At 30.5% G+C, this 17,959-nt stretch carries 21 protein-coding genes; 20 read left to right on the top strand and 1 reads right to left on the bottom strand.

Annotated elements, in window-relative coordinates:
* Window positions 1-148 precede the first annotated feature (148 nt).
* Genes hypF through FDN13_RS02180 form a run of 15 tightly spaced genes read left to right on the top strand, consistent with a single transcriptional unit; the run spans window position 149 to window position 10,278 of the window.
* A complete protein-coding gene (gene hypF, locus FDN13_RS02245) occupies window positions 149-2,410 on the top strand; it encodes a carbamoyltransferase HypF (protein ID WP_138978692.1) in 2,262 nt (753 codons plus the stop codon).
* The gene (locus tag FDN13_RS02240) at window positions 2,401-2,631 is read left to right on the top strand and encodes a HypC/HybG/HupF family hydrogenase formation chaperone (protein ID WP_138978691.1); all 231 of its coding nucleotides are present in this window, start codon (window positions 2,401-2,403) and stop codon (window positions 2,629-2,631) included. Before hypF ends, FDN13_RS02240 begins: the two co-directional genes overlap by 10 nt.
* On the top strand, window positions 2,609-3,697 hold the full coding sequence (gene hypD, locus FDN13_RS02235) for a hydrogenase formation protein HypD (protein WP_138978690.1): 1,089 nt from the start codon (window positions 2,609-2,611) through the stop codon (window positions 3,695-3,697). The genes FDN13_RS02240 and hypD overlap by 23 nt, the downstream gene beginning before the upstream one ends.
* Before the next feature lie 4 nt (window positions 3,698-3,701).
* The gene (gene hypE, locus FDN13_RS02230) at window positions 3,702-4,703 is read left to right on the top strand and encodes a hydrogenase expression/formation protein HypE (RefSeq protein WP_138978689.1); all 1,002 of its coding nucleotides are present in this window, start codon (window positions 3,702-3,704) and stop codon (window positions 4,701-4,703) included.
* 32 nt (window positions 4,704-4,735) lie between these two features.
* The gene (locus tag FDN13_RS14490; protein WP_256372271.1) at window positions 4,736-4,864 is read left to right on the top strand and encodes a hypothetical protein; all 129 of its coding nucleotides are present in this window, start codon (window positions 4,736-4,738) and stop codon (window positions 4,862-4,864) included.
* Window positions 4,857-5,198, top strand: coding sequence for a hydrogenase maturation nickel metallochaperone HypA (gene hypA / locus FDN13_RS02225; protein WP_138978688.1), 342 nt, complete (start codon window positions 4,857-4,859; stop codon window positions 5,196-5,198). Before FDN13_RS14490 ends, hypA begins: the two co-directional genes overlap by 8 nt.
* Window positions 5,198-5,857, top strand: a complete 660-nt coding sequence (gene hypB / locus FDN13_RS02220) for a hydrogenase nickel incorporation protein HypB (RefSeq protein ID WP_138978687.1) — start codon at window positions 5,198-5,200, stop codon at window positions 5,855-5,857. The genes hypA and hypB overlap by 1 nt, the downstream gene beginning before the upstream one ends.
* A gap of 10 nt (window positions 5,858-5,867) precedes the next feature.
* A complete protein-coding gene (locus tag FDN13_RS02215; protein ID WP_138978686.1) occupies window positions 5,868-6,389 on the top strand; it encodes a Na+/H+ antiporter subunit E in 522 nt (173 codons plus the stop codon).
* Window positions 6,386-6,640, top strand: a complete 255-nt coding sequence (locus FDN13_RS02210; protein ID WP_138978685.1) for a monovalent cation/H+ antiporter complex subunit F — start codon at window positions 6,386-6,388, stop codon at window positions 6,638-6,640. The genes FDN13_RS02215 and FDN13_RS02210 overlap by 4 nt, the downstream gene beginning before the upstream one ends.
* Window positions 6,637-6,978, top strand: a complete 342-nt coding sequence (gene mnhG, locus FDN13_RS02205) for a monovalent cation/H(+) antiporter subunit G (RefSeq protein ID WP_138978684.1) — start codon at window positions 6,637-6,639, stop codon at window positions 6,976-6,978. The genes FDN13_RS02210 and mnhG overlap by 4 nt, the downstream gene beginning before the upstream one ends.
* A complete protein-coding gene (locus FDN13_RS02200; RefSeq protein WP_138978683.1) occupies window positions 6,968-7,222 on the top strand; it encodes a hydrogenase subunit MbhD domain-containing protein in 255 nt (84 codons plus the stop codon). Before mnhG ends, FDN13_RS02200 begins: the two co-directional genes overlap by 11 nt.
* A complete protein-coding gene (locus FDN13_RS02195; RefSeq protein WP_138978682.1) occupies window positions 7,219-7,572 on the top strand; it encodes a hypothetical protein in 354 nt (117 codons plus the stop codon). The genes FDN13_RS02200 and FDN13_RS02195 overlap by 4 nt, the downstream gene beginning before the upstream one ends.
* Window positions 7,562-8,023 carry an MnhB domain-containing protein gene (locus FDN13_RS02190; RefSeq protein WP_168190039.1) on the top strand — a complete coding sequence of 154 codons (462 nt, stop codon included), beginning with the start codon at window positions 7,562-7,564 and terminating at the stop codon, window positions 8,021-8,023. The genes FDN13_RS02195 and FDN13_RS02190 overlap by 11 nt, the downstream gene beginning before the upstream one ends.
* Before the next feature lie 15 nt (window positions 8,024-8,038).
* Window positions 8,039-8,389, top strand: coding sequence for a sodium:proton antiporter (locus FDN13_RS02185; RefSeq protein WP_138978680.1), 351 nt, complete (start codon window positions 8,039-8,041; stop codon window positions 8,387-8,389).
* Window positions 8,389-10,278 (top strand): complex I subunit 5 family protein, encoded by a 1,890-nt coding sequence (locus FDN13_RS02180; protein WP_138978679.1) that lies wholly within the window; start codon window positions 8,389-8,391, stop codon window positions 10,276-10,278. The genes FDN13_RS02185 and FDN13_RS02180 overlap by 1 nt, the downstream gene beginning before the upstream one ends.
* 141 nt (window positions 10,279-10,419) lie before the next feature.
* On the opposite strand, the gene FDN13_RS14485 is transcribed toward FDN13_RS02180, so the two are convergent.
* Entirely contained in the window at window positions 10,420-10,545 is a 126-nt protein-coding gene (locus FDN13_RS14485) for a hypothetical protein (protein ID WP_256372270.1), read from the bottom strand.
* 140 nt (window positions 10,546-10,685) lie between these two features.
* Between FDN13_RS14485 and deoC the strand changes: the two genes are divergently transcribed.
* The 5 genes from deoC (at window position 10,686) to FDN13_RS02155 (ending at window position 17,875) form a co-directional block, all read left to right on the top strand.
* Entirely contained in the window at window positions 10,686-11,342 is a 657-nt protein-coding gene (gene deoC / locus FDN13_RS02175; protein WP_138978678.1) for a deoxyribose-phosphate aldolase, read from the top strand.
* A 107-nt stretch (window positions 11,343-11,449) separates the two neighbouring features.
* Complete coding sequence (locus FDN13_RS02170; protein ID WP_138978677.1) at window positions 11,450-13,816, top strand: Lon protease family protein; 2,367 nt, start codon at window positions 11,450-11,452, stop codon at window positions 13,814-13,816.
* Between the two features lie 189 nt (window positions 13,817-14,005).
* Window positions 14,006-15,523 carry a type I restriction-modification system subunit M gene (locus FDN13_RS02165; protein ID WP_138978676.1) on the top strand — a complete coding sequence of 506 codons (1,518 nt, stop codon included), beginning with the start codon at window positions 14,006-14,008 and terminating at the stop codon, window positions 15,521-15,523.
* A 14-nt stretch (window positions 15,524-15,537) separates the two neighbouring features.
* Entirely contained in the window at window positions 15,538-16,767 is a 1,230-nt protein-coding gene (locus FDN13_RS02160) for a restriction endonuclease subunit S (RefSeq protein ID WP_138978675.1), read from the top strand.
* A 91-nt stretch (window positions 16,768-16,858) separates the two neighbouring features.
* Entirely contained in the window at window positions 16,859-17,875 is a 1,017-nt protein-coding gene (locus FDN13_RS02155) for an Rpn family recombination-promoting nuclease/putative transposase (protein WP_138978674.1), read from the top strand.
* Window positions 17,876-17,959: the final 84 nt, after the last annotated feature.

The raw sequence follows: 17,959 nt of genomic DNA, 5'->3' as shown, positions 1-17,959 counted from the left end.
ATAGGAAAAATATACCATGGAAGTTTCAAAATTTGATAAATCAGGGCTTTAGCTATTATATACGAAACTTTATAGACAAAATAAACAGATTGTATAATTATTATTTAATTATTACTGCTGTTATATAATATTTTTTAAGGTGATTTATATGGATACTATTAGATTAAAAATTAATGGAATAGTTCAAGGAGTTGGGTTTAGACCGTTTATACATAAATTGGTAAAAAACTATGGTATAAAAGGTTGGATTAAAAATACATCTAATGGAGTTGTAATGGAAATACAAGGAGAAGATAAATGCTTGATAAATTTTATACAGGAAATTAAGCAAAATAGTCCTAAGCTTGCACTTATTGAAAATGTTTCGATTAGGAGGATTAAAAAAAATAATATATTTAATGATTTTAAGATAATAAATAGTACAAATGACGATGAGAAGTTTACATTGGTGTCCCCAGATGTTTCTATTTGTGAAGATTGCTTAAAAGAGCTTTTTGATAATAAAAATAGGCGCTATAGATATCCTTTTATAAACTGCACTAATTGTGGGCCAAGGTTTACAATAATAAAAGATGTTCCTTACGATAGAGAAAAAACTACTATGAAAAACTTTACAATGTGTGAAATCTGCAATAGAGAATATAAAGATATAGAAGATAGGAGATACCATGCACAACCGAACTGTTGTTTTAATTGCGGACCTAAACTTTTTTTCAAAGATAAAAATGGTAAAGTATATTATGAAAATCCAATAGAAATATCTATTAAGTTTTTAAAAGAAGGTAAAATAATAGCAATTAAAGGTATTGGAGGTTTTCACTTAGCTTGTAATGCATTAAACGATGAAATTGTTAATAAATTAAGGTATAAAAAGCATAGAGATGAAAAACCTTTTGCTCTTATGTGCAAAGATGTTCAAACTATAAGGAAATGGTGCTTTGTAAATGAGTATGAAGAAAATATGTTAAAATCCTTTAGAAGACCAATTGTACTTTTAAAAAAAAAGTTTAAAGAATCATTTAAAAGTGTTTCTATAGATAATAACTATCTTGGGGTTATGCTTCCTTATACTCCAGTTCATTATCTTATTTTAAATGAGGATATTGATACATTGGTCATGACAAGTGCTAACATATCGGATTTACCAATAGTATATAAAAATGATGAAGCCATAGAGAAATTATCGTCAATTGTTGATGGATTTTTAATGAATGATAGAGATATATATACAAGGTGTGATGATTCAGTTATAAGGGAATTTGAAGGTAAGGAATATCCTATAAGAAGGTCGAGAGGATATGTTCCTTTTCCAATAAAATTAAATAAAGAAGTAGGAAAAGTCTTAGCCTGTGGAGCGGAACAGAAGGCATCCTTTGCCTTATCAAGGGGACATTATGTATTTTTAAGCCAACATATAGGTGATATGAAGAATATGGAGATATTACAATATTATCAGGAGCAGATAAAGCATTTTGAAAATTTGTTTAATATCAAACCTGAAAAAATAGCCTGTGACCTTCATCCTGATTATATATCAACTGAATATGCATTAAACAGGGCAAAGGAGGATAAAATACCTTTATGCTTTATACAACATCATCATGCTCATTTAGCATCGTGCATTGCTGATAACAATATAGATAAAGAGGTTATAGGAGTGATTTGGGATGGGACAGGCTATGGAACTGATGGAACGATTTGGGGAGGAGAATTTTTAAAAGGAAGCTATATAGGCTTTGAAAGGCTTGGTACTATAAAGCCTATACATATAGTTGGAGGAGATAAGGCAATTAAAGAGATTTATAGGGTTGGCTATTCAGTATTATATGAAACCTATAATAAAATACCAGAAGATTTCAAGTTTAATGAAGATATTTTTATAATAGAGAAAATGCTCAAAAAGGGCATAAATGCTCCTCTTGCAAGTAGCATTGGAAGACTTTTCGATGCGGTAGCTTCGATAATTAATATAAAACAGATTGTATCTTATGAGGGGCAGGGAGCAGTTTTAGTTGAAAGCTTAGCTGAAAAAACAAATGAATATTATGAATATAAGATAGAGAATATAAATGGAATTTTTCAATTTGATTGGACAGTAGTAATTGATCAGATAGTAAGTGATATTAAAAAAAGTATATCTAAAGGACTAATTTGCTCTAAGTTTATGAATACTCTTGCAAAGGTTAGTGCTGATATAGTTGAAAAAATAGGAAGTGTAACAGGGATTGAAGATGTAGTATTATCAGGAGGAGTATTTCAAAATATGTATCTTTTACCAAAGGTTAAGGGATGTATTGAAAAAAAAGGCTTTAAGGTTTACTGCCACAACAGAGTATCAACAAATGATGAGGGAATATCTTTAGGACAGTGTTTAATTGCATATTATGGAGGGGAAGTAAAATGTGTTTAGCAGTGCCATTGAAGATTACTAAAATAAATGGTAAGGATGCTATTGGAGAAAGTTATGGATTTAAGAAGAACATCAGGATTGATTTTATTAAAGATGTAAAAATAGGGGATTATGTAATAGTTCATGCTGGTTTTGCAATAGAGAAAATAGAAGAAGAAGTTGCACTTGAAAATTTAAAAATGATTAAGGAGGTAGCTGATGCTTTGGGAAGAATTCAATAAATCTGATGCTGTTGAAAATATTATAAGGATTTTAAAGGAATATAAAAAAAGAATAACTATAATGGAAGTTTGCGGAACACATACTATGGCTATTGCAAAGTTTGGAATTAAGAGCATTTTGCCAAAGAACATAAGGCTTATATCAGGACCTGGTTGTCCTGTATGTGTAACTCCTGTTGAAATAATAGATGAAATTATAAAACTTTCAAAAATTAAAGATGTTATAATTACAACCTATGGAGATATGATAAAGGTTCCGGGATCCAATTCTGATGAAAGTCTTGAAAGAAGGAAAGCAGAAGGTGCCGATATAAGAGTTGTTTATTCTCCGATGGATGCTTTAGAAATTGCTAAAAAAAATTCTGACAAAGAAATTGTCTTTATTGGAATAGGATTTGAAACTACAGCTCCAAACTCTGCTGTAGCAGTTGAAACTGCTATAAATGAGGAAATTAAAAATTTTAGCCTTTTTAGTATTCATAAAAGGGTTGAACCAGTTTTAAGACATATTATAAATATGGACAATTTTGAAGTTAATGGATTTTTATGCCCTGGAAATGTAGCGGTTATAATTGGAGAAGAAGGATTTGAATTTTTAGTAAAAGAATATAAAATACCTTCAGTTATTTGTGGATTTGAAGCAGGAGACATAATTTATTCAATATACAGGTTATCGGAGATGATAAAAAATAATACTCCTTTTCTTGAAAACGAATATATAAGAGCTGTAAAGAAAAAAGGAAATGAAAAGGCTAAAGCAGCAATAGATAACTACTTTGAGTTTTGTGATGATTTATGGAGAGGCATTGGGTTTATTAAAAACAGTGGATACAAATTAAAAAATGAATATAGTGATTTTGATGCAACAAAAAAGTTTTCGATAGAATTGAAAACCTGCGATTATACAGGGCTTTGTAGATGTGGGGATGTTATAAAAGGTAAGATAGAGCCTTTTGAATGTGAATTCTTTTCGAGGATATGTACTCCGGAGAATCCATTGGGACCTTGCATGGTTTCAAGTGAGGGAGCTTGTGCTTCTGAATATAAGTATTCCCGTATGAGGTGAGATAATGGATGATATTATAACCCTTGCCCATGGAAGTGGGGGAAAAAAAACATCACAACTTATAGAGGAGATGTTTTTGCCATATTTTGATAATGAAGAGCTTTCCAAGTTAAATGACGGAGCAATATTAAATGGATTTGATAAAATAGTATTTTCAACCGATAGCTTTGTAGTAAGACCATTCTTTTTTCCTGGAGGAGATATTGGAAAGCTTTCAGTTTGTGGTACTGTAAATGATATATGTATGTGTGGAGGTGAACCTAAATATTTAAGTATTAGTTTGATAATTGAAGAAGGATTTAAAACAGAGAATTTAAAAAGAATAATAGAGTCTATAAGCAAAACTGCTGATGAATGTAACGTTAAGATAGTTACAGGTGATACAAAAGTAGTTGAAAGAGGAAAAGGAGATGGGATATATATCAATACCACAGGTATTGGTTATTTAAAATATGATTTTTTAGATAAAAATAGAATTGAAGATGGGGATATGGTAATTGTATCAGGGAATGTTGGAGACCACGGTGTTGCTGTAATGGCAGCAAGGGAAGAGGTTTTTGAAAGTATGAATTTAGTATCTGATTGTATGCCTCTTCATGAATTATCTAAAGTAATACTTGAATATGGAAATAATATAAAGATTTTAAGAGATCCCACAAGAGGAGGAATTGCAACAACTTTAAATGAGTTTATAGAAGGAACAGAGATTGGTATTGAGCTTTTTGAGGAAAGTATTCCTATTTCTGAAGAAGTTAATAAAGCATGTGAGATACTTGGAATTGATCCTTTATATTCAGCAAATGAAGGCAAAATAGTTGCTGTTGTTTCTAAAAATGTTGCAAATAAAGTAGTAAATACTTTAAAAAAAATAAAGGGTGGAGAGAAGGCTGCAATTATAGGGAAAGTAACATCAAAGGTTAAGCAAAGAGTAGTACTTAAAACATCAATAGGTGGGACAAGAATATTGACAAAATTATCAGGTTCTCAGCTTCCAAGGATATGTTAGTTATTTTTGTTAAAAACTTAGGAGGTGAGTTGATGCAGGAATATAGAAAAATACCTGTTTTTACTTATATGTTTAAAGACAAGGCAGTTGCAGATTTGTGCCTTATAATTACAAGTAGTTCCTCATGTTTTTTATGTTTGGATAGATGGTATTATGCATGAACTTTCTATAATTGAAGAAATACTTAAGATAACGCAGAATGAGGCAAGAAAGCACAATGCAAAAAGAATACTTGAAATAAGGCTTATGGTAGGAGAAATGTCTGGGGTAATACCAGATATAATGCAAGAATATTTCAATATCGCATCAAAAGGTACACTAGCTGAAGGTGCATTACTTAAAATAAAAAAAGTACCAATTAAGATAAAGTGCCAAAATTGTTGTAAAGAAAGCATAATTAAACGTAATAAGGTAAAATGCCCCCTTTGCGGGAGCTATGATATAAAAATAATATCTGGGAGAGAATTTTATATTGATAGCTTGGAGGTGGAATGATGGAAATAAAGGTTGTTAGGCAAATATTTGAATGGAATGAGGATTGTAGCAATGAAATAAAAAAGGAACTTAAGGAGAAGAAGGTTTTTATGATAAACGTTATGGGATCACCAGGAACTGGAAAAACAAGTCTTATAGTTGAACTTATAAAAAGGTTATCAAGAACATATAAAATAGCTGTTATTGAAGGAGATATTGCTGGGCAGGTAGATGCAAAAAAGATTGATGCTTTAGGAATACCAGTTGTTCAGCTTAACACTGATGGAGCTTGTCATATTGAGGCGATGTCAATAAAACATGTTTTGCCGTATTTTGACCTGGAAAATACAGACGTTGTTTTTGTGGAAAATATCGGCAACCTTGTTTGCCCTGCTGAGTTCAATATAGGTGAAGATATAAGGATAGCAATACTTAGTGTACCTGAAGGTGATGATAAGGTTGAAAAATATCCTCTTATGTTTTCGACAACTGATATACTTGCTATAAATAAGTATGATATGAAAGAATTCTTTGATTTTGATGATGTAAAGGTTGAGAATATGGCAATGGATTTAAATCACAATATAGCTATTTTTAGAATTTCATCAAAAAGCGGTGAAGGGATTGAAAAACTTACAGACTTTATTAAAGATAAAATCTTTGAAAAAATAGAAAGATAGGAGGGATATTTTGAAAAAAAATCATTTTTTAGCTGTTATATCCACATTCATTTTATGTTATATAATATTGATACTGTTTACCTTTGCATTTTCTTTTGAAGAGCTCCTTATAGGAGCTATAGTAAGTTATATTGTAGCATTATTTACAGCGAGTTTTTTTATACACGATACCCCCTTTTATTTATTTAATCCTTCAAAATTTGTTGCTTTAATTAAGTATGTGTTTGTGATTTTCCCAAAGGAGCTTTGGAAAGCTAATGTTGATGTAGCAAAATGTGCTCTTAGTCCTTCTCTACCAGTAAATCCTGGCATAGTAAAGATTCCATCTAACCTAAAATCAGAATATGCCCTATCTATGCTTGCAAATTCTATAACTCTGACTCCTGGAACTATTACTATGGACGTTGCTGAGGATAGAGGAAAGAATTACTACTATATTCACTGCATTGATGTTGCAACTACTAATAATGTTAAAGATGGGGAGATTATTAAAGGTACTCTTGAAAATTGTATTGGGAGGATATGGAAGTGATAGAATTAATTATAATTGGCATATTATACATATTTCTTAGTTTTTTGCTTTTATATAGAGTAGCAAAGGGCCCTAATGTGGTTGATAGGGTAATTGCAGTAAATTCAATTGAAATTATGACATCAGTTGCTTTAATTCTTTTTTCATTATATAGTGGACGAGGAATTTATCTTGATATAGCCCTTATAATTACAGTGATTGGCTTTATAAAAACGGTGTTAATATCAAGGTATTTGGAGGGAAAACTATGAGAATAATTGTCGATATATTTTTAATTTTAGGAAGTTTTTTTGCCTTTGCTGGAACTGTTGGAATGATAAGAATGCCAGATACTTTCTGTAGGATGCAGTCAAGTACAAACATAGCAACACTTGGAACTTTAGGTACAGTAATAGGAGGAGCAATCTATTCATTTTATAGAGGAAGTATTTCAATCGGAGTAAGAGCTATTTTGATAGTTTTTTTTATACTTCTTACTAATCCAATTGCAACACATTCTATTTGTAAAGCTGCCTACAGGTTTGGAATAAGGCCCAGTAAAAACTTCGTTTGTGATGAATATGGGAGGGATATTCTTAATGACAAATAGCGTACTTTTATTAAATACTATTATTGTAATTGGTATTCTTATTTTTGCAGTATTTTCTGTATACTTTGAGAATATATTATCGTCTATTATAGCTTTAAGTGGTTTAGGTACCTTTGTAGCATTAGAGTTTATTATACTTCAAGCACCAGATATTGCAATTGCAGAGGCAGTTATTGGTGCTTTGCTTTCCCCTGTTATATTTTTAGTGGCTTTAAAGAAGGTCAAAGGAGGGGACAAGTTATGAAAAGATTTTTTATATATTTTTCACTGTCTATTATTACAGTATTAGGCATGTTTGGAATGATATATGCGGCAAAGCTGCCCCGAACAATTAATGAAGGTGGTACAAAGATATATGATCTATTATCTAATCCATCAAAATACGATGTTAAAGGTGCAAAAGGCCTTGAGGATGTAATAGTTAAAGGAAATTTAGACAAAACTCAAGGGATAAATGCTGTAGCTGCAGTGTTTTTTGATTTTAGAGGTTATGATAGGTTGAGTGAATCATTTATTTTATTAACTGCTGTATCTGGTTTATATGTAATTTTAAAGAACGGTAGAAGGAAGAAGGATGATGAAAATGAAAAATGATATCAAAATTAAAAACATAATAGTAAAAATTGGTGCTGATATTTTTGCTCCAATTGGCCTTGTACTTGGGTTTTATATAATTCTAAATGGGAATTTAGCTCCAGTAGGAGGATTTCAGGGAGGGGTTTTGATAGCATTTTCTGTAATGCTTATATATCTTGGATATGGGAGTGAAGGTTTAAAGAAAACTTTCAACATGGAGTTAATTAGAAAAAATGAAGGAATTGAGGTAATAGCGTATTCCTTTTTTGCTCTTATTGGAATAATATGTGTAGCTAATTTTTGTAAAAATGTGTTTTTTAATATTGGTAATATTCAAAAATTATATAATTTAGAAACTACATTTTGGACAAGCTCCGCTGTTATATATAAAGTCTTAACAGGAGTTGGATTTTTAATGCTTCTTATGCTTGTATTGCTGCCATCAGATGGTAATAGCAATAATTACTAAAGTGAGGTGTTTTTTTTGATAATCGAGAATTATATATGTTCATTTTTGCTTATAATTTTTGGATTATATACAGTTCTTGTTAAAAAGAATCTTATTAAAATTGTTATAGGATTAAGCCTTATAAATTATGGAATAAACCTTCTTTTTGTTAGTGTAGGTTTTAAGGCAGGGGGAACAGAATCTATTTTTACATTAGGAGAGATTAAACCTGAAACATTTTTCGTTGATCCTGTTCCACAGGCTTTAGCCTTAACTTCCATAGTAATAGGTGTTTGTGTTACTGCAATGGCTTTATCTTTCGTAATTAAAATTAAGGAAAAGTTTGGGACAATAGATGCTGATAAAATAAGGAGGTTGAATGGGTGATGCAGCACTATCCGGTACTGTCAATTATAATTTTGTTTTTTGGTGCTTTTTTAAATGCTTTATTTAGGGGGAAAGCCTTAGTAAGAAAGATAATAACAACAGTTTCAACAGGAATATCTTTTATACTTATTTTACTTCTAATTAAGCCTGTTATTATTGATGGACAGATTATTTCCTACTGGATGGGCAACTGGATACCTGTACCAGATAGTGTAGTAGGTATATGTCTTGTAGTCGATCAGCTTAGTCTATTTTTTGCAGTATTAGCATCCTTTACGATATTCTTATCTGGCTTATATTCCTTTAAGTATATGGAAAAAGATGATATTATTGATAAATACTATGTACTATATCTAATGCTTTCGGGAAGTATAATAGGATTTATATTCTCTGGAGATATATTTAATATGTTTGTTATGATTGAAATATCAACCTTTTCGGCAGTAACATTAACAGCCTTTAGAAGTCATATTGAAGGGGCTATTGAAGCTGCATTTAAATATATAGTTGTGGGCTCAATAGGCTCATCCTTTATACTTATAGGGACAATTCTATTATATGCACAGCTCCATACACTTAATATGGCACAGATTGCAGTCTTAATGCATAAAAACTACACTCCAATAACTTTGTTTGCTTTTGGAATAATATTTGTTGGATATGCAGTTAAGGCCTTTATTGTTCCATGGCATTCTATAGCAGCCGATGTATACACGACAGCTCCGGCAGCTGTTTTTATGTTCTTTTCCTCAATGGTAAACAAAGCCGGGGTGTATGGTATAATAAGGCTTTTATATGTTCTTTTTCAAAGTATGAATTTGCCACCAATTCATATTTTGGTTGTTGTATTAGGAACTATTACTATGTTTATAGGAGTTACTATGACACTTATACAAACTGATTTTAAAAGGTTTCTTGCTTTTCAGAGCATATCACAGATAGGATATATTATAACAGGTATTGGACTTTCAACTGCCATTGGAATTAGTGGAGGTCTATATCATGTACTAAATTACACGTTGTTTAACGGACTTTTATTTCTTTGTGCAGATGCAGTTTTCTATTCTGTTGGTACTACGGATATTAATAAACTTGGAGGTCTTGCTAAAAAGATGCCTCAAACTGCTTTAATTTTTTTAATTGGAGCTTTTTCAATAAGTGGGCTTCCTCCATTTAACGGGTTTGTATCAAAAGGGCTAATATATCAGGCAAGTTATAAAGAAGGATTTATTCCTGTTACAATAGTTGCACTTTTAGTTAGCGTTTTAACTTTAGCGTCATTTATAAATATAATCCAGTCAGTATTTTTTGGTCAGCTTCCAAAGGAATGTGAAGATGCAAAGGAAGTTCCTCTTACTATGAGAATTCCTATGTGGATTATGGCAATACTTTGCTTTCTAACAGGAATACTTCCAAGGTATGTTTCAAGGTACATAATAACTCCGGCAGTATCAGCAACATTAAACATTGGAAAGTATATAGATGTAATATATGGAAAAGGGTATTCACAAAAATATTTTAATGAAGTTATAACAGTTCCAGATATTGATTATAAGCTTGCAGGATACTGTAGACCAGAATATTGGCTAATCATATTTATAATACTTTTAGCTTCTTTTACATTAGTGGCACTAACATGGGGATTAAAAATCAAAGTAGGTAATATAGAAAAAGATAAAGATTATAATTATTATACATTTTATATCGCTGTGAAAAGTAAATGTTCTCAGGTCAGAGAAAATGGACTTTTCTTGGGGATTAAATATAATTTTAGAAAGTATTTTGATTTTATAAATTCAATTAACAGTGGAACTGTAAATGATTATGCCCTTTGGGTTGTTTCAACAGCAGCAGTAGTTATAGTCTATGTATTTTTACTTGTGCCATAAGGAAGGATGAACTGCCAGATACTAAAATATTTGTTCTATATTTTAGTATTTTCAGGCTTTTGCTCTGTTTTCTGCAGGGTTTTTACTTGATGGAATAGATAATAAATCAAATAAAAAGGGATTAATTTTGTTTAATCCCTTTTAATTAACCCAGAATATATATTCAGAATTTTCCATTTCTTTATCTGATGATGATTTGTTTTCAATATTTTGATTTTGGTTGTCCTTATTATTTTCAATTATATTTTTGCTTTTGTCTTTTTCCATAGAAATACCTCCAATTATGATATTTTTAATATATTATGCATTTATTGAATTAATATGACAAAAATATAAAATAATAAAAATATTTATTTAATAGCTTTTTATTTTATAATAAAGATATCACTTATGAGAGGAGAGTTAAAATGATTAGCAAAGATTACATTGCATCCATAATCGATCATACTATTTTAAAGCCCGAGGCAGTTCCTGATGATATTAAGAGAATATGCAAAGAAGCAAAGGAAAACAAATTTGCCTCTGTTTGCGTAAACCCTTGCCATGTAAAACTTGTTAAAAAAGAGCTTGAAGGAAGTGATGTTAAGGTTTGTACGGTAATAGGTTTTCCTCTTGGAGCAAACAGTAGCTGCGTTAAAGCTTTTGAAACTAAAAAGGCTATTGAAGACGGGGCACAGGAAGTTGATATGGTAATTAATATAGGTATGTTAAAAGCAAATGAATACGATTATGTAAGAGATGATATAAAGGCAGTAGTTGAGGCTGCAGAAGGAAAGGCTTTAGTTAAAGTAATAATTGAAACATGCCTTTTAACTGATGAAGAAAAGGTTATGGCATGTAAACTTGCAAAGGAGGCAGGAGCTGATTTTGTAAAAACTTCTACTGGATTTAGTAAATGGGGTGCAAAGGTTGAGGATATAAAACTTATGAGGCAAACTGTAGGAGAAGATATGGGAGTTAAAGCCTCAGGAGGAGTACATAGCTTTGAAGATGCTGTTGCTATGATTGAAGCAGGAGCAAGCAGAATAGGAGCAAGCTCATCATTGAAAATTATAGGAAAGTAAAAAGAGGAATGATTTTTCGTTCCTCTTTTTTTTGTTAAAGTTTAAAAAAGTATTATTTAAAATGATATTTTAAGAATATTATATACTAAAGCGAAGGGGGGAACGTTATGGAGTATAAAAAACTAACTGTAGATGACATTAAGATAGACTATAGTTCACTTCCAAATTTTGATAACAGCAAAGAGATAACTCCATTTAAAGAAATAATTGGACAACAAAGGGCAGTAGATGCAATTGAATTGGGATTATTGATGAATAAAAAAGGATATAACATATATGTATCAGGGAACAATGGCTGTGGGAAAAGAAGTTATGTTATAAAAAGGATTAAGGAATATGCTAAAAAAATGCCTACTCCAAAGGATTGGTGTTATGTATATAATTTTAAGGATAAGAACATACCTATAGCAATATGGTTAAATCCGGGTACTTCAAAGGAATTTAAAGAAGATATAGAAAAATTTATAGATAGTTTATTTAACGAAGTTCCAGATTTTTTTTCAAGTGAAGAATATGAAAAGAAAAGAAATGAGATTATGGATGCCTATCAAAAGGAAATGCTGAAATATGTTGATAAATTGTATGATGAAGCTAAGTTTAGAGGATTTAATGTTAAAAGTACAGGAGAAGGTTTTGCTTTTATTCCTCTTATTAATGATAATGAGGAGATGACAGAAAGGCAGTATAATGAGCTTTCCCAAGAGGCAAAGGATAAAATAAATGAGGACGTTAGTGAACTTAAAATGATTGCTCTTGAAGCTATAAGAAAAACTAAACAGCTAAAAAAAGAGATGAAGGATAGGCTTAAAAAATTAGATGATTATGTATCAATAGAGATAATAGGAGAGAAGATAAAAACTCTTGAAGAGAAATATGGATATAATCCAAAGGTAATTGAATATTTAAGGGATATGGAAAGGGATATAATTGAAAACATAGATGCATTTATGGATAGTGAAGATATAGCAGAAAAGTATGACGATGAATTTTTTAAAAAATACTGTGTAAATATTATCGTATCAAATAATGAAGGTGAAGGAGCACCGGTAATATTTGAAGATAAACCAGAATTTCATAATCTGATAGGAATTATAGAGTATGAAAATAAACAGGGTATTCTTGTTACAGACTTTACTATGATAAAAGCAGGAAGCCTTCATAAAGCCAACGGTGGGTTTATAATAATAGATGCCTTACAGCTTTTACTAAGCTATAAGGGTTGGAATGCTTTAAAAAACAGCCTCATTTCAAATAATATTTTCATTGAAAACTTAAAAAACCAGTTTGATATAATTCCTATTGCAACTTTAGAGCCAGAGAGCATACCTCTTGATATTAAGGTTATTTTACTTGGAAGTCCATATATATATTATCTGCTTTTTAATTATGATAATGATTTTAAAGAGCTTTTTAAAATAAAGGCTGATTTTGAAGAGGATATAAAAAATAACAATGGTGAAATTTTAAAATTTCTTGGATTTATAAGCAACTATTGCGAAGAAAATAATATACTTCCTATAACAAGAGAAGGAATAATTGAAATAATGAAGTATTCTTCAAGAATTGCAGAGAGCAGAAACTATTTTACTGCCTCCTTTGATAAGATAGTGGACATAATCGATCTTTCTAACACAAATGCAAAACTAAAATCTAATACTAAAATATCTAAGGAAGATGTAAAAGATGCTATTTATTCCCTTGAAAAAAGGCATGGAATTATAAGGGATAAACTTTTGGATATGTATAGGGAAGGTAAATATATAATAAATCTTGAAGGCTATAGGATAGGAGAAATAAATGCACTTGCAGTTATTGATTATGGGGATTTTGCCTTTGGAAAACAAAACCGAGTAACTGTTACTACTTACCCGGGGAAAAACGGAGTTATAAACATTGAAAGAGAGATACAAATGAGCGGCAGTATTCACAGTAAAGGAGTATTGATTTTAACAGGGTATTTAGGAGAAACCTTTGGCCAAAATAATTACATGTCCTTCAATGCTAATATATGCTTTGAACAGATGTATGGGGAAATAAATGGAGACAGTGCCTCTGCTGCAGAGCTAATAGCACTTCTTTCAAGCCTTTCTGATATTCCAATAAAACAGAATATTGCTGTAACAGGTTCAATAAATCAAAGGGGAGAAATACAGCCAGTTGGAGGGATAAATGAGAAAATAGAAGGTTTTTATTATATATGCAAAGCTCTAAATGTTAATGACTGTGGAGTTATAATACCTCATTCAAATTTAGATCAACTTATTTTAAAGGATGAAGTTATTGATGCTGTAGGGAATAATACTTTTAGTATTTATGCTGTTAGCAATATAGAACAATGTATGGAAATAATGATAGATGAAAAGTTAAGGAAAAATGAAAGGGTTTTAGATTTATTAAAGGATAGGATAAATGACAAGATGAAAAAATATAAGGATATATTTTTAGATGAAAAGCCAAAAAAGAAAGGGAACTGATAGTTTCAATTTTATCAGTTATGGTAAAAAATGTAGATGCATTTAAGAAGTTTTAAAATATTTAAAAAGGGGCACATTGCTGCCTCTTTTTTACACATTAAAAATATTAAGCTTTTTATTACAATATGTTAAAATATTATTTATGATGTCAATATCTTTTGAAATTTATAATATATGGAGGTTAAAGAGATGGCAAAACTTACACTACAGGACCTTGAATCAATACTATGGCAGTGTGCAGATATATTAAGGGGAGAGCTTTCTGCTCCTGAATATAAAGATTACATATTTGGTATGCTTTTTTTAAAGCGTATAAATGACGAATTTAATGAGGAAAGAGAAAAATTAAAAAATGAATTTAAAGAGCAGGGAATACCTGATGAGGAAATAGAAGTTTTATTAGAGGACCCAACCCTTTATGAATCCTTCTTTGTTCCAGAGGCTGCAAGATGGGAAAAGCTAAGGGACATAAACTTAAATATAGGGCCAGAGCTTGATAAGGCATTTAAGGCAATTGAAGACTGCCCTAAAAATTCAGAGCTTGTTGGAGTACTTACAACAGCAAACTACAACGATAAGGAAAGGGTTCCAGATAAAAAGCTTTCACAGCTAATACTTAAATTTGATAGTGTTAACCTTGCAAATTCAAACCTTGAATCAGAGGATGTTTTAGGAGATGCATATCAATATCTTATAAAGGAATTTGCAGATGAAAGTGGTAAAAAGGGTGGAGAATTCTATACACCTGCTGAAGTTGTAAAGGTTATGGTAAACATAGTAAAGCCGAAGGAAGGAGAAAGAATTTATGACCCTACCTGTGGTAGTGGAGGTATGCTTATTCAATCTATACAATATATAAAGGAACATGGAGGAAATCCTAAAAATGTTTCTTTATTTGGGCAGGAGATAAACCTATCAACTTGGGCAATATGTAAAATGAATATGCTTTTTCATGGTGCAAAGGGAGCAGACATACAAAAGGGAGATACAATAAGAAATCCAATGCACACAGAGGCAGGACATTTAAAGACATTTGATAAGATACTTGCAAACCCACCCTTTAGCGTAAAAAACTGGGGATATGAAGAGGCACAAAATGATAAATATGATAGATTTCATTACGGCATACCTCCAAAATCCTATGGAGATTTAGCCTTTGTATCACATATAGTGGCAAGTTTAAATGATAAGGGAATGATGGCAACAGTTGTACCACATGGAGTATTGTTTAGAAGTGGTGCAGAACAAAAGATAAGACAGGGATTTGTTGATGATGATTTAATTGAAGCAGTAATTGGACTACCTTCAAACATATTCTATGGAACAGGTATTCCTGCTGCCATACTTGTAATAAACAAAAATAAATCACAGAAAAGAAAAGATAAAGTTTTATTTATAGATGCAAGCCAAGGCTTTGTTAAGGATGGAAATAAAAATAAGTTAAGGGATGAGGATATACAAAGAATAGTTGAAGCCTTTGACAAATTTGAGGACATTGAAAAATATTCTTCAGTAGTAGAAAAACAGGGTATAATAGACAATGATTATAACCTAAACATAAGCAGGTATGTAGACACAACAGAAGAAGAGGAAGAAATAGATATAGATAATGTATTAAAGGAAATAAAAGAGTTAAAAACAAAGATGACAGAAACAGAAAAGAAACTAAACGAATACTTAAAGGAACTTGGATTTGAAGAAATATAAGGCAGGTGAGACTATTGAAAGTAAGAGAAGGGTTTAAGTTGACGGAGATAGGAGAGATACCAAAGGAGTGGGAAGTAGATAAATTAGAGAACTTAGTAGATAAGATAACTGATGGTACACACAGTACTCCTAATTATCAAGATGAGGGAATACCATTTTTGCGAGTTACCGATATTCAAAAAAATAATATAGATTGGAATAATGTTAAATATATATCTCAAGAGGAACATTTAGAATTGATAAAAAGGTGCAATCCAGAAAAGGGAGACATTTTATATTCAAAAAATGGTACTATTGGTATTGCTAAAATAATTGATTGGGATAGAGAATTTAGTATTTTTGTTAGTTTATGCTTAATTAAAATTAAAAAAGAAAAGAGTAAAATCAATAATGTTTTTTTAAGTTATTTTTTGAATTCAGAAAAATGCATGAAACAAATTAAATTAAGAGCTAAACAAGGTACAGTAACAAATTTACACCTTGAAGAAATAAGAGAGTTAGACATCCCTATTCCCCCCCTATCAGAACAACAAAAAATTGCCGACATACTTTCAACAGTAGATGAACAAATTGAAAATGTTGATAAGCTAATAGAAAAAACAAAAGAGCTTAAAAAGGGGCTAATGCAAAGACTTTTAACAAAGGGAATAGTGCATAAGGAATTTAAAAAGACTGAAATAGGGGTTATACCAAAGGAGTGGGAAGTTAAGAAGTTGGGGGAATTAGCTGAAATATATAAGGGTAAAAAACCAAAAAGAATGTTTAAATATATACAAGAAGATGTAAAAAGATATATAACCATGGAGGATACTGAAGTTTATTATACAGATGATAAAACTTGTGTAGAATGTAGTAAAGATGATGTAATAATACTATGGGATGGTTCACAGGCGGGGATAGTACTAACTGAACTTGAAGGATATATTGCATCTACTATGGCTTTATTAAAGTTTATAAACAAGGAAAGAAATGTTAATAAATATTATTATTACTACCTGGCTAAAAAACAAACTTACATACAAAATCTAACAGCAGGAACAGGGATACCACATGTGCAAAAAGATATTATAGAAAATTTATTGATACCAATTCCCACCATATCAGAACAACAAAAAATTACCGATATATTATCATCAGTAGACGACCAGCTTGAAGAATACCAAGCTAAAAAGGAAAAACTTGAAATACTTAAAAAGGGGTTAATGCAGAAACTATTGACAGGAAAGATTAGAGTTAAATGTTAAAGGATAGCCATATCATATATAATTTAAAATTGAAATTATATAAAAAACATAATAGTATTAATAATAAGAAAAAGTTTAGTAGGTGAAATAGATGAAAATACAGAATCCACATGATAAATTTTTTAAGGAAACATTTTCTAATATAGAAATAGCAAAGGATTTTATAATAAACTATCTGCCGCAGGAAATAGTAAAATTAATAGATTTAGAGACATTGGTGCTACAAAAGGACAGCTTTATAAACGAAAGGCTACAGGAAGTATACTCAGATATGTTATTTAAGGTAAATATAAATAAAAGAGAAGGATATATATATTTTCTATTTGAACACAAAAGCTATGTAAGTAAACAAACAGCCCTGCAGCTATTAAAATATATAGTAGAGATATGGGAGATGAATATAAAGAAGGAGGGATTAGGTAAATTACCAGTAATAATTCCCCTTGTGGTATACCACGGAAGTGAAAAATGGAGTATAAGAAATAATTTAGGAACAATAATAGAAGGATATGATGAGCTTACTGAAGAAATAAAAAGATATATACCAAATTTTGAATATCTTTTGTATGACATATCAAGATATAAAGATGAGGATATAAAGGGGCAAGTACAGTTAAGAATAATGCTATCAATATTAAAAGATATATTTTCAGATGATACAAGTAAGATGAAAAAAACAATATTAAATGCAGCAAGGTACTTAGTAGAACTTGAGGATAAACAAACAGGGCTACAATATTTTGAGACATATATGAGATATATATTTAATTCATATCAACAAATAACAGAAAGCGATTTTCAGGAAATAACAAAGGATATAGAGAAAATTTTTACAGAAGGGAGTGAGTATGCTATGACATTGGCAGATATATTTAGACAAGAAGGGATTGAAAAGGGAATAGAAAAGGGAATAGAAAAAGGAATAGAAAAAGGGGAAACTATAGCACTTTCAAAAACGGCAATAAAGTTATTAACAAAAAAATTTGGAATTATATCAAATGATTTAAAACATAAATTACAAGAGTTAGATGTTGCTACATTAGAAATTATAGTTGAAAATATATTAGATATGAAAAGTTTAGATGAGATAGAGAAATATTTAAAATAAATTTTATAATAGTATGGACAGATATTTATTTTAGAATATCTGTCCTGTATTTATAGTATTCAAGGATATATAAAATATATTTCT

This window comes from Caloramator sp. E03 (genome assembly GCF_006016075.1).
Classification (GTDB): Bacteria; Bacillota; Clostridia; order Clostridiales; family Caloramatoraceae; genus Caloramator_B.
Note: the sequence above shows the minus strand (reverse complement) of the source record. Positions and strands in the feature narration are given on the sequence as shown.

What these genes read in the sequence shown, in the direction of transcription:
- FDN13_RS14490 (WP_256372271.1), top strand. Translation starts at nt 4,736, where the DNA reads ATGCAGGAATATAGAAAAATACCTGTTTTTACTTATATGTTTAAAGAC.
- hypD (WP_138978690.1), top strand. Translation starts at nt 2,609, where the DNA reads ATGCTTTGGGAAGAATTCAATAAATCTGATGCTGTTGAAAATATTATA.
- hypB (WP_138978687.1), top strand. Translation starts at nt 5,198, where the DNA reads ATGGAAATAAAGGTTGTTAGGCAAATATTTGAATGGAATGAGGATTGT.
- FDN13_RS02240 (WP_138978691.1), top strand. Translation starts at nt 2,401, where the DNA reads ATGTGTTTAGCAGTGCCATTGAAGATTACTAAAATAAATGGTAAGGAT.
- FDN13_RS02200 (WP_138978683.1), top strand. Translation starts at nt 6,968, where the DNA reads ATGACAAATAGCGTACTTTTATTAAATACTATTATTGTAATTGGTATT.
- hypE (WP_138978689.1), top strand. Translation starts at nt 3,702, where the DNA reads ATGGATGATATTATAACCCTTGCCCATGGAAGTGGGGGAAAAAAAACA.
- hypF (WP_138978692.1), top strand. Translation starts at nt 149, where the DNA reads ATGGATACTATTAGATTAAAAATTAATGGAATAGTTCAAGGAGTTGGG.
- FDN13_RS02155 (WP_138978674.1), top strand. Translation starts at nt 16,859, where the DNA reads ATGAAAATACAGAATCCACATGATAAATTTTTTAAGGAAACATTTTCT.
- FDN13_RS02165 (WP_138978676.1), top strand. Translation starts at nt 14,006, where the DNA reads ATGGCAAAACTTACACTACAGGACCTTGAATCAATACTATGGCAGTGT.
- FDN13_RS02170 (WP_138978677.1), top strand. Translation starts at nt 11,450, where the DNA reads ATGGAGTATAAAAAACTAACTGTAGATGACATTAAGATAGACTATAGT.
- hypA (WP_138978688.1), top strand. Translation starts at nt 4,857, where the DNA reads ATGCATGAACTTTCTATAATTGAAGAAATACTTAAGATAACGCAGAAT.
- deoC (WP_138978678.1), top strand. Translation starts at nt 10,686, where the DNA reads ATGATTAGCAAAGATTACATTGCATCCATAATCGATCATACTATTTTA.
- FDN13_RS14485 (WP_256372270.1), bottom strand. Translation starts at nt 10,545, where the DNA reads ATGGAAAAAGACAAAAGCAAAAATATAATTGAAAATAATAAGGACAAC.
- FDN13_RS02190 (WP_168190039.1), top strand. Translation starts at nt 7,562, where the DNA reads ATGAAAAATGATATCAAAATTAAAAACATAATAGTAAAAATTGGTGCT.
- FDN13_RS02195 (WP_138978682.1), top strand. Translation starts at nt 7,219, where the DNA reads ATGAAAAGATTTTTTATATATTTTTCACTGTCTATTATTACAGTATTA.
- mnhG (WP_138978684.1), top strand. Translation starts at nt 6,637, where the DNA reads ATGAGAATAATTGTCGATATATTTTTAATTTTAGGAAGTTTTTTTGCC.
- FDN13_RS02180 (WP_138978679.1), top strand. Translation starts at nt 8,389, where the DNA reads ATGCAGCACTATCCGGTACTGTCAATTATAATTTTGTTTTTTGGTGCT.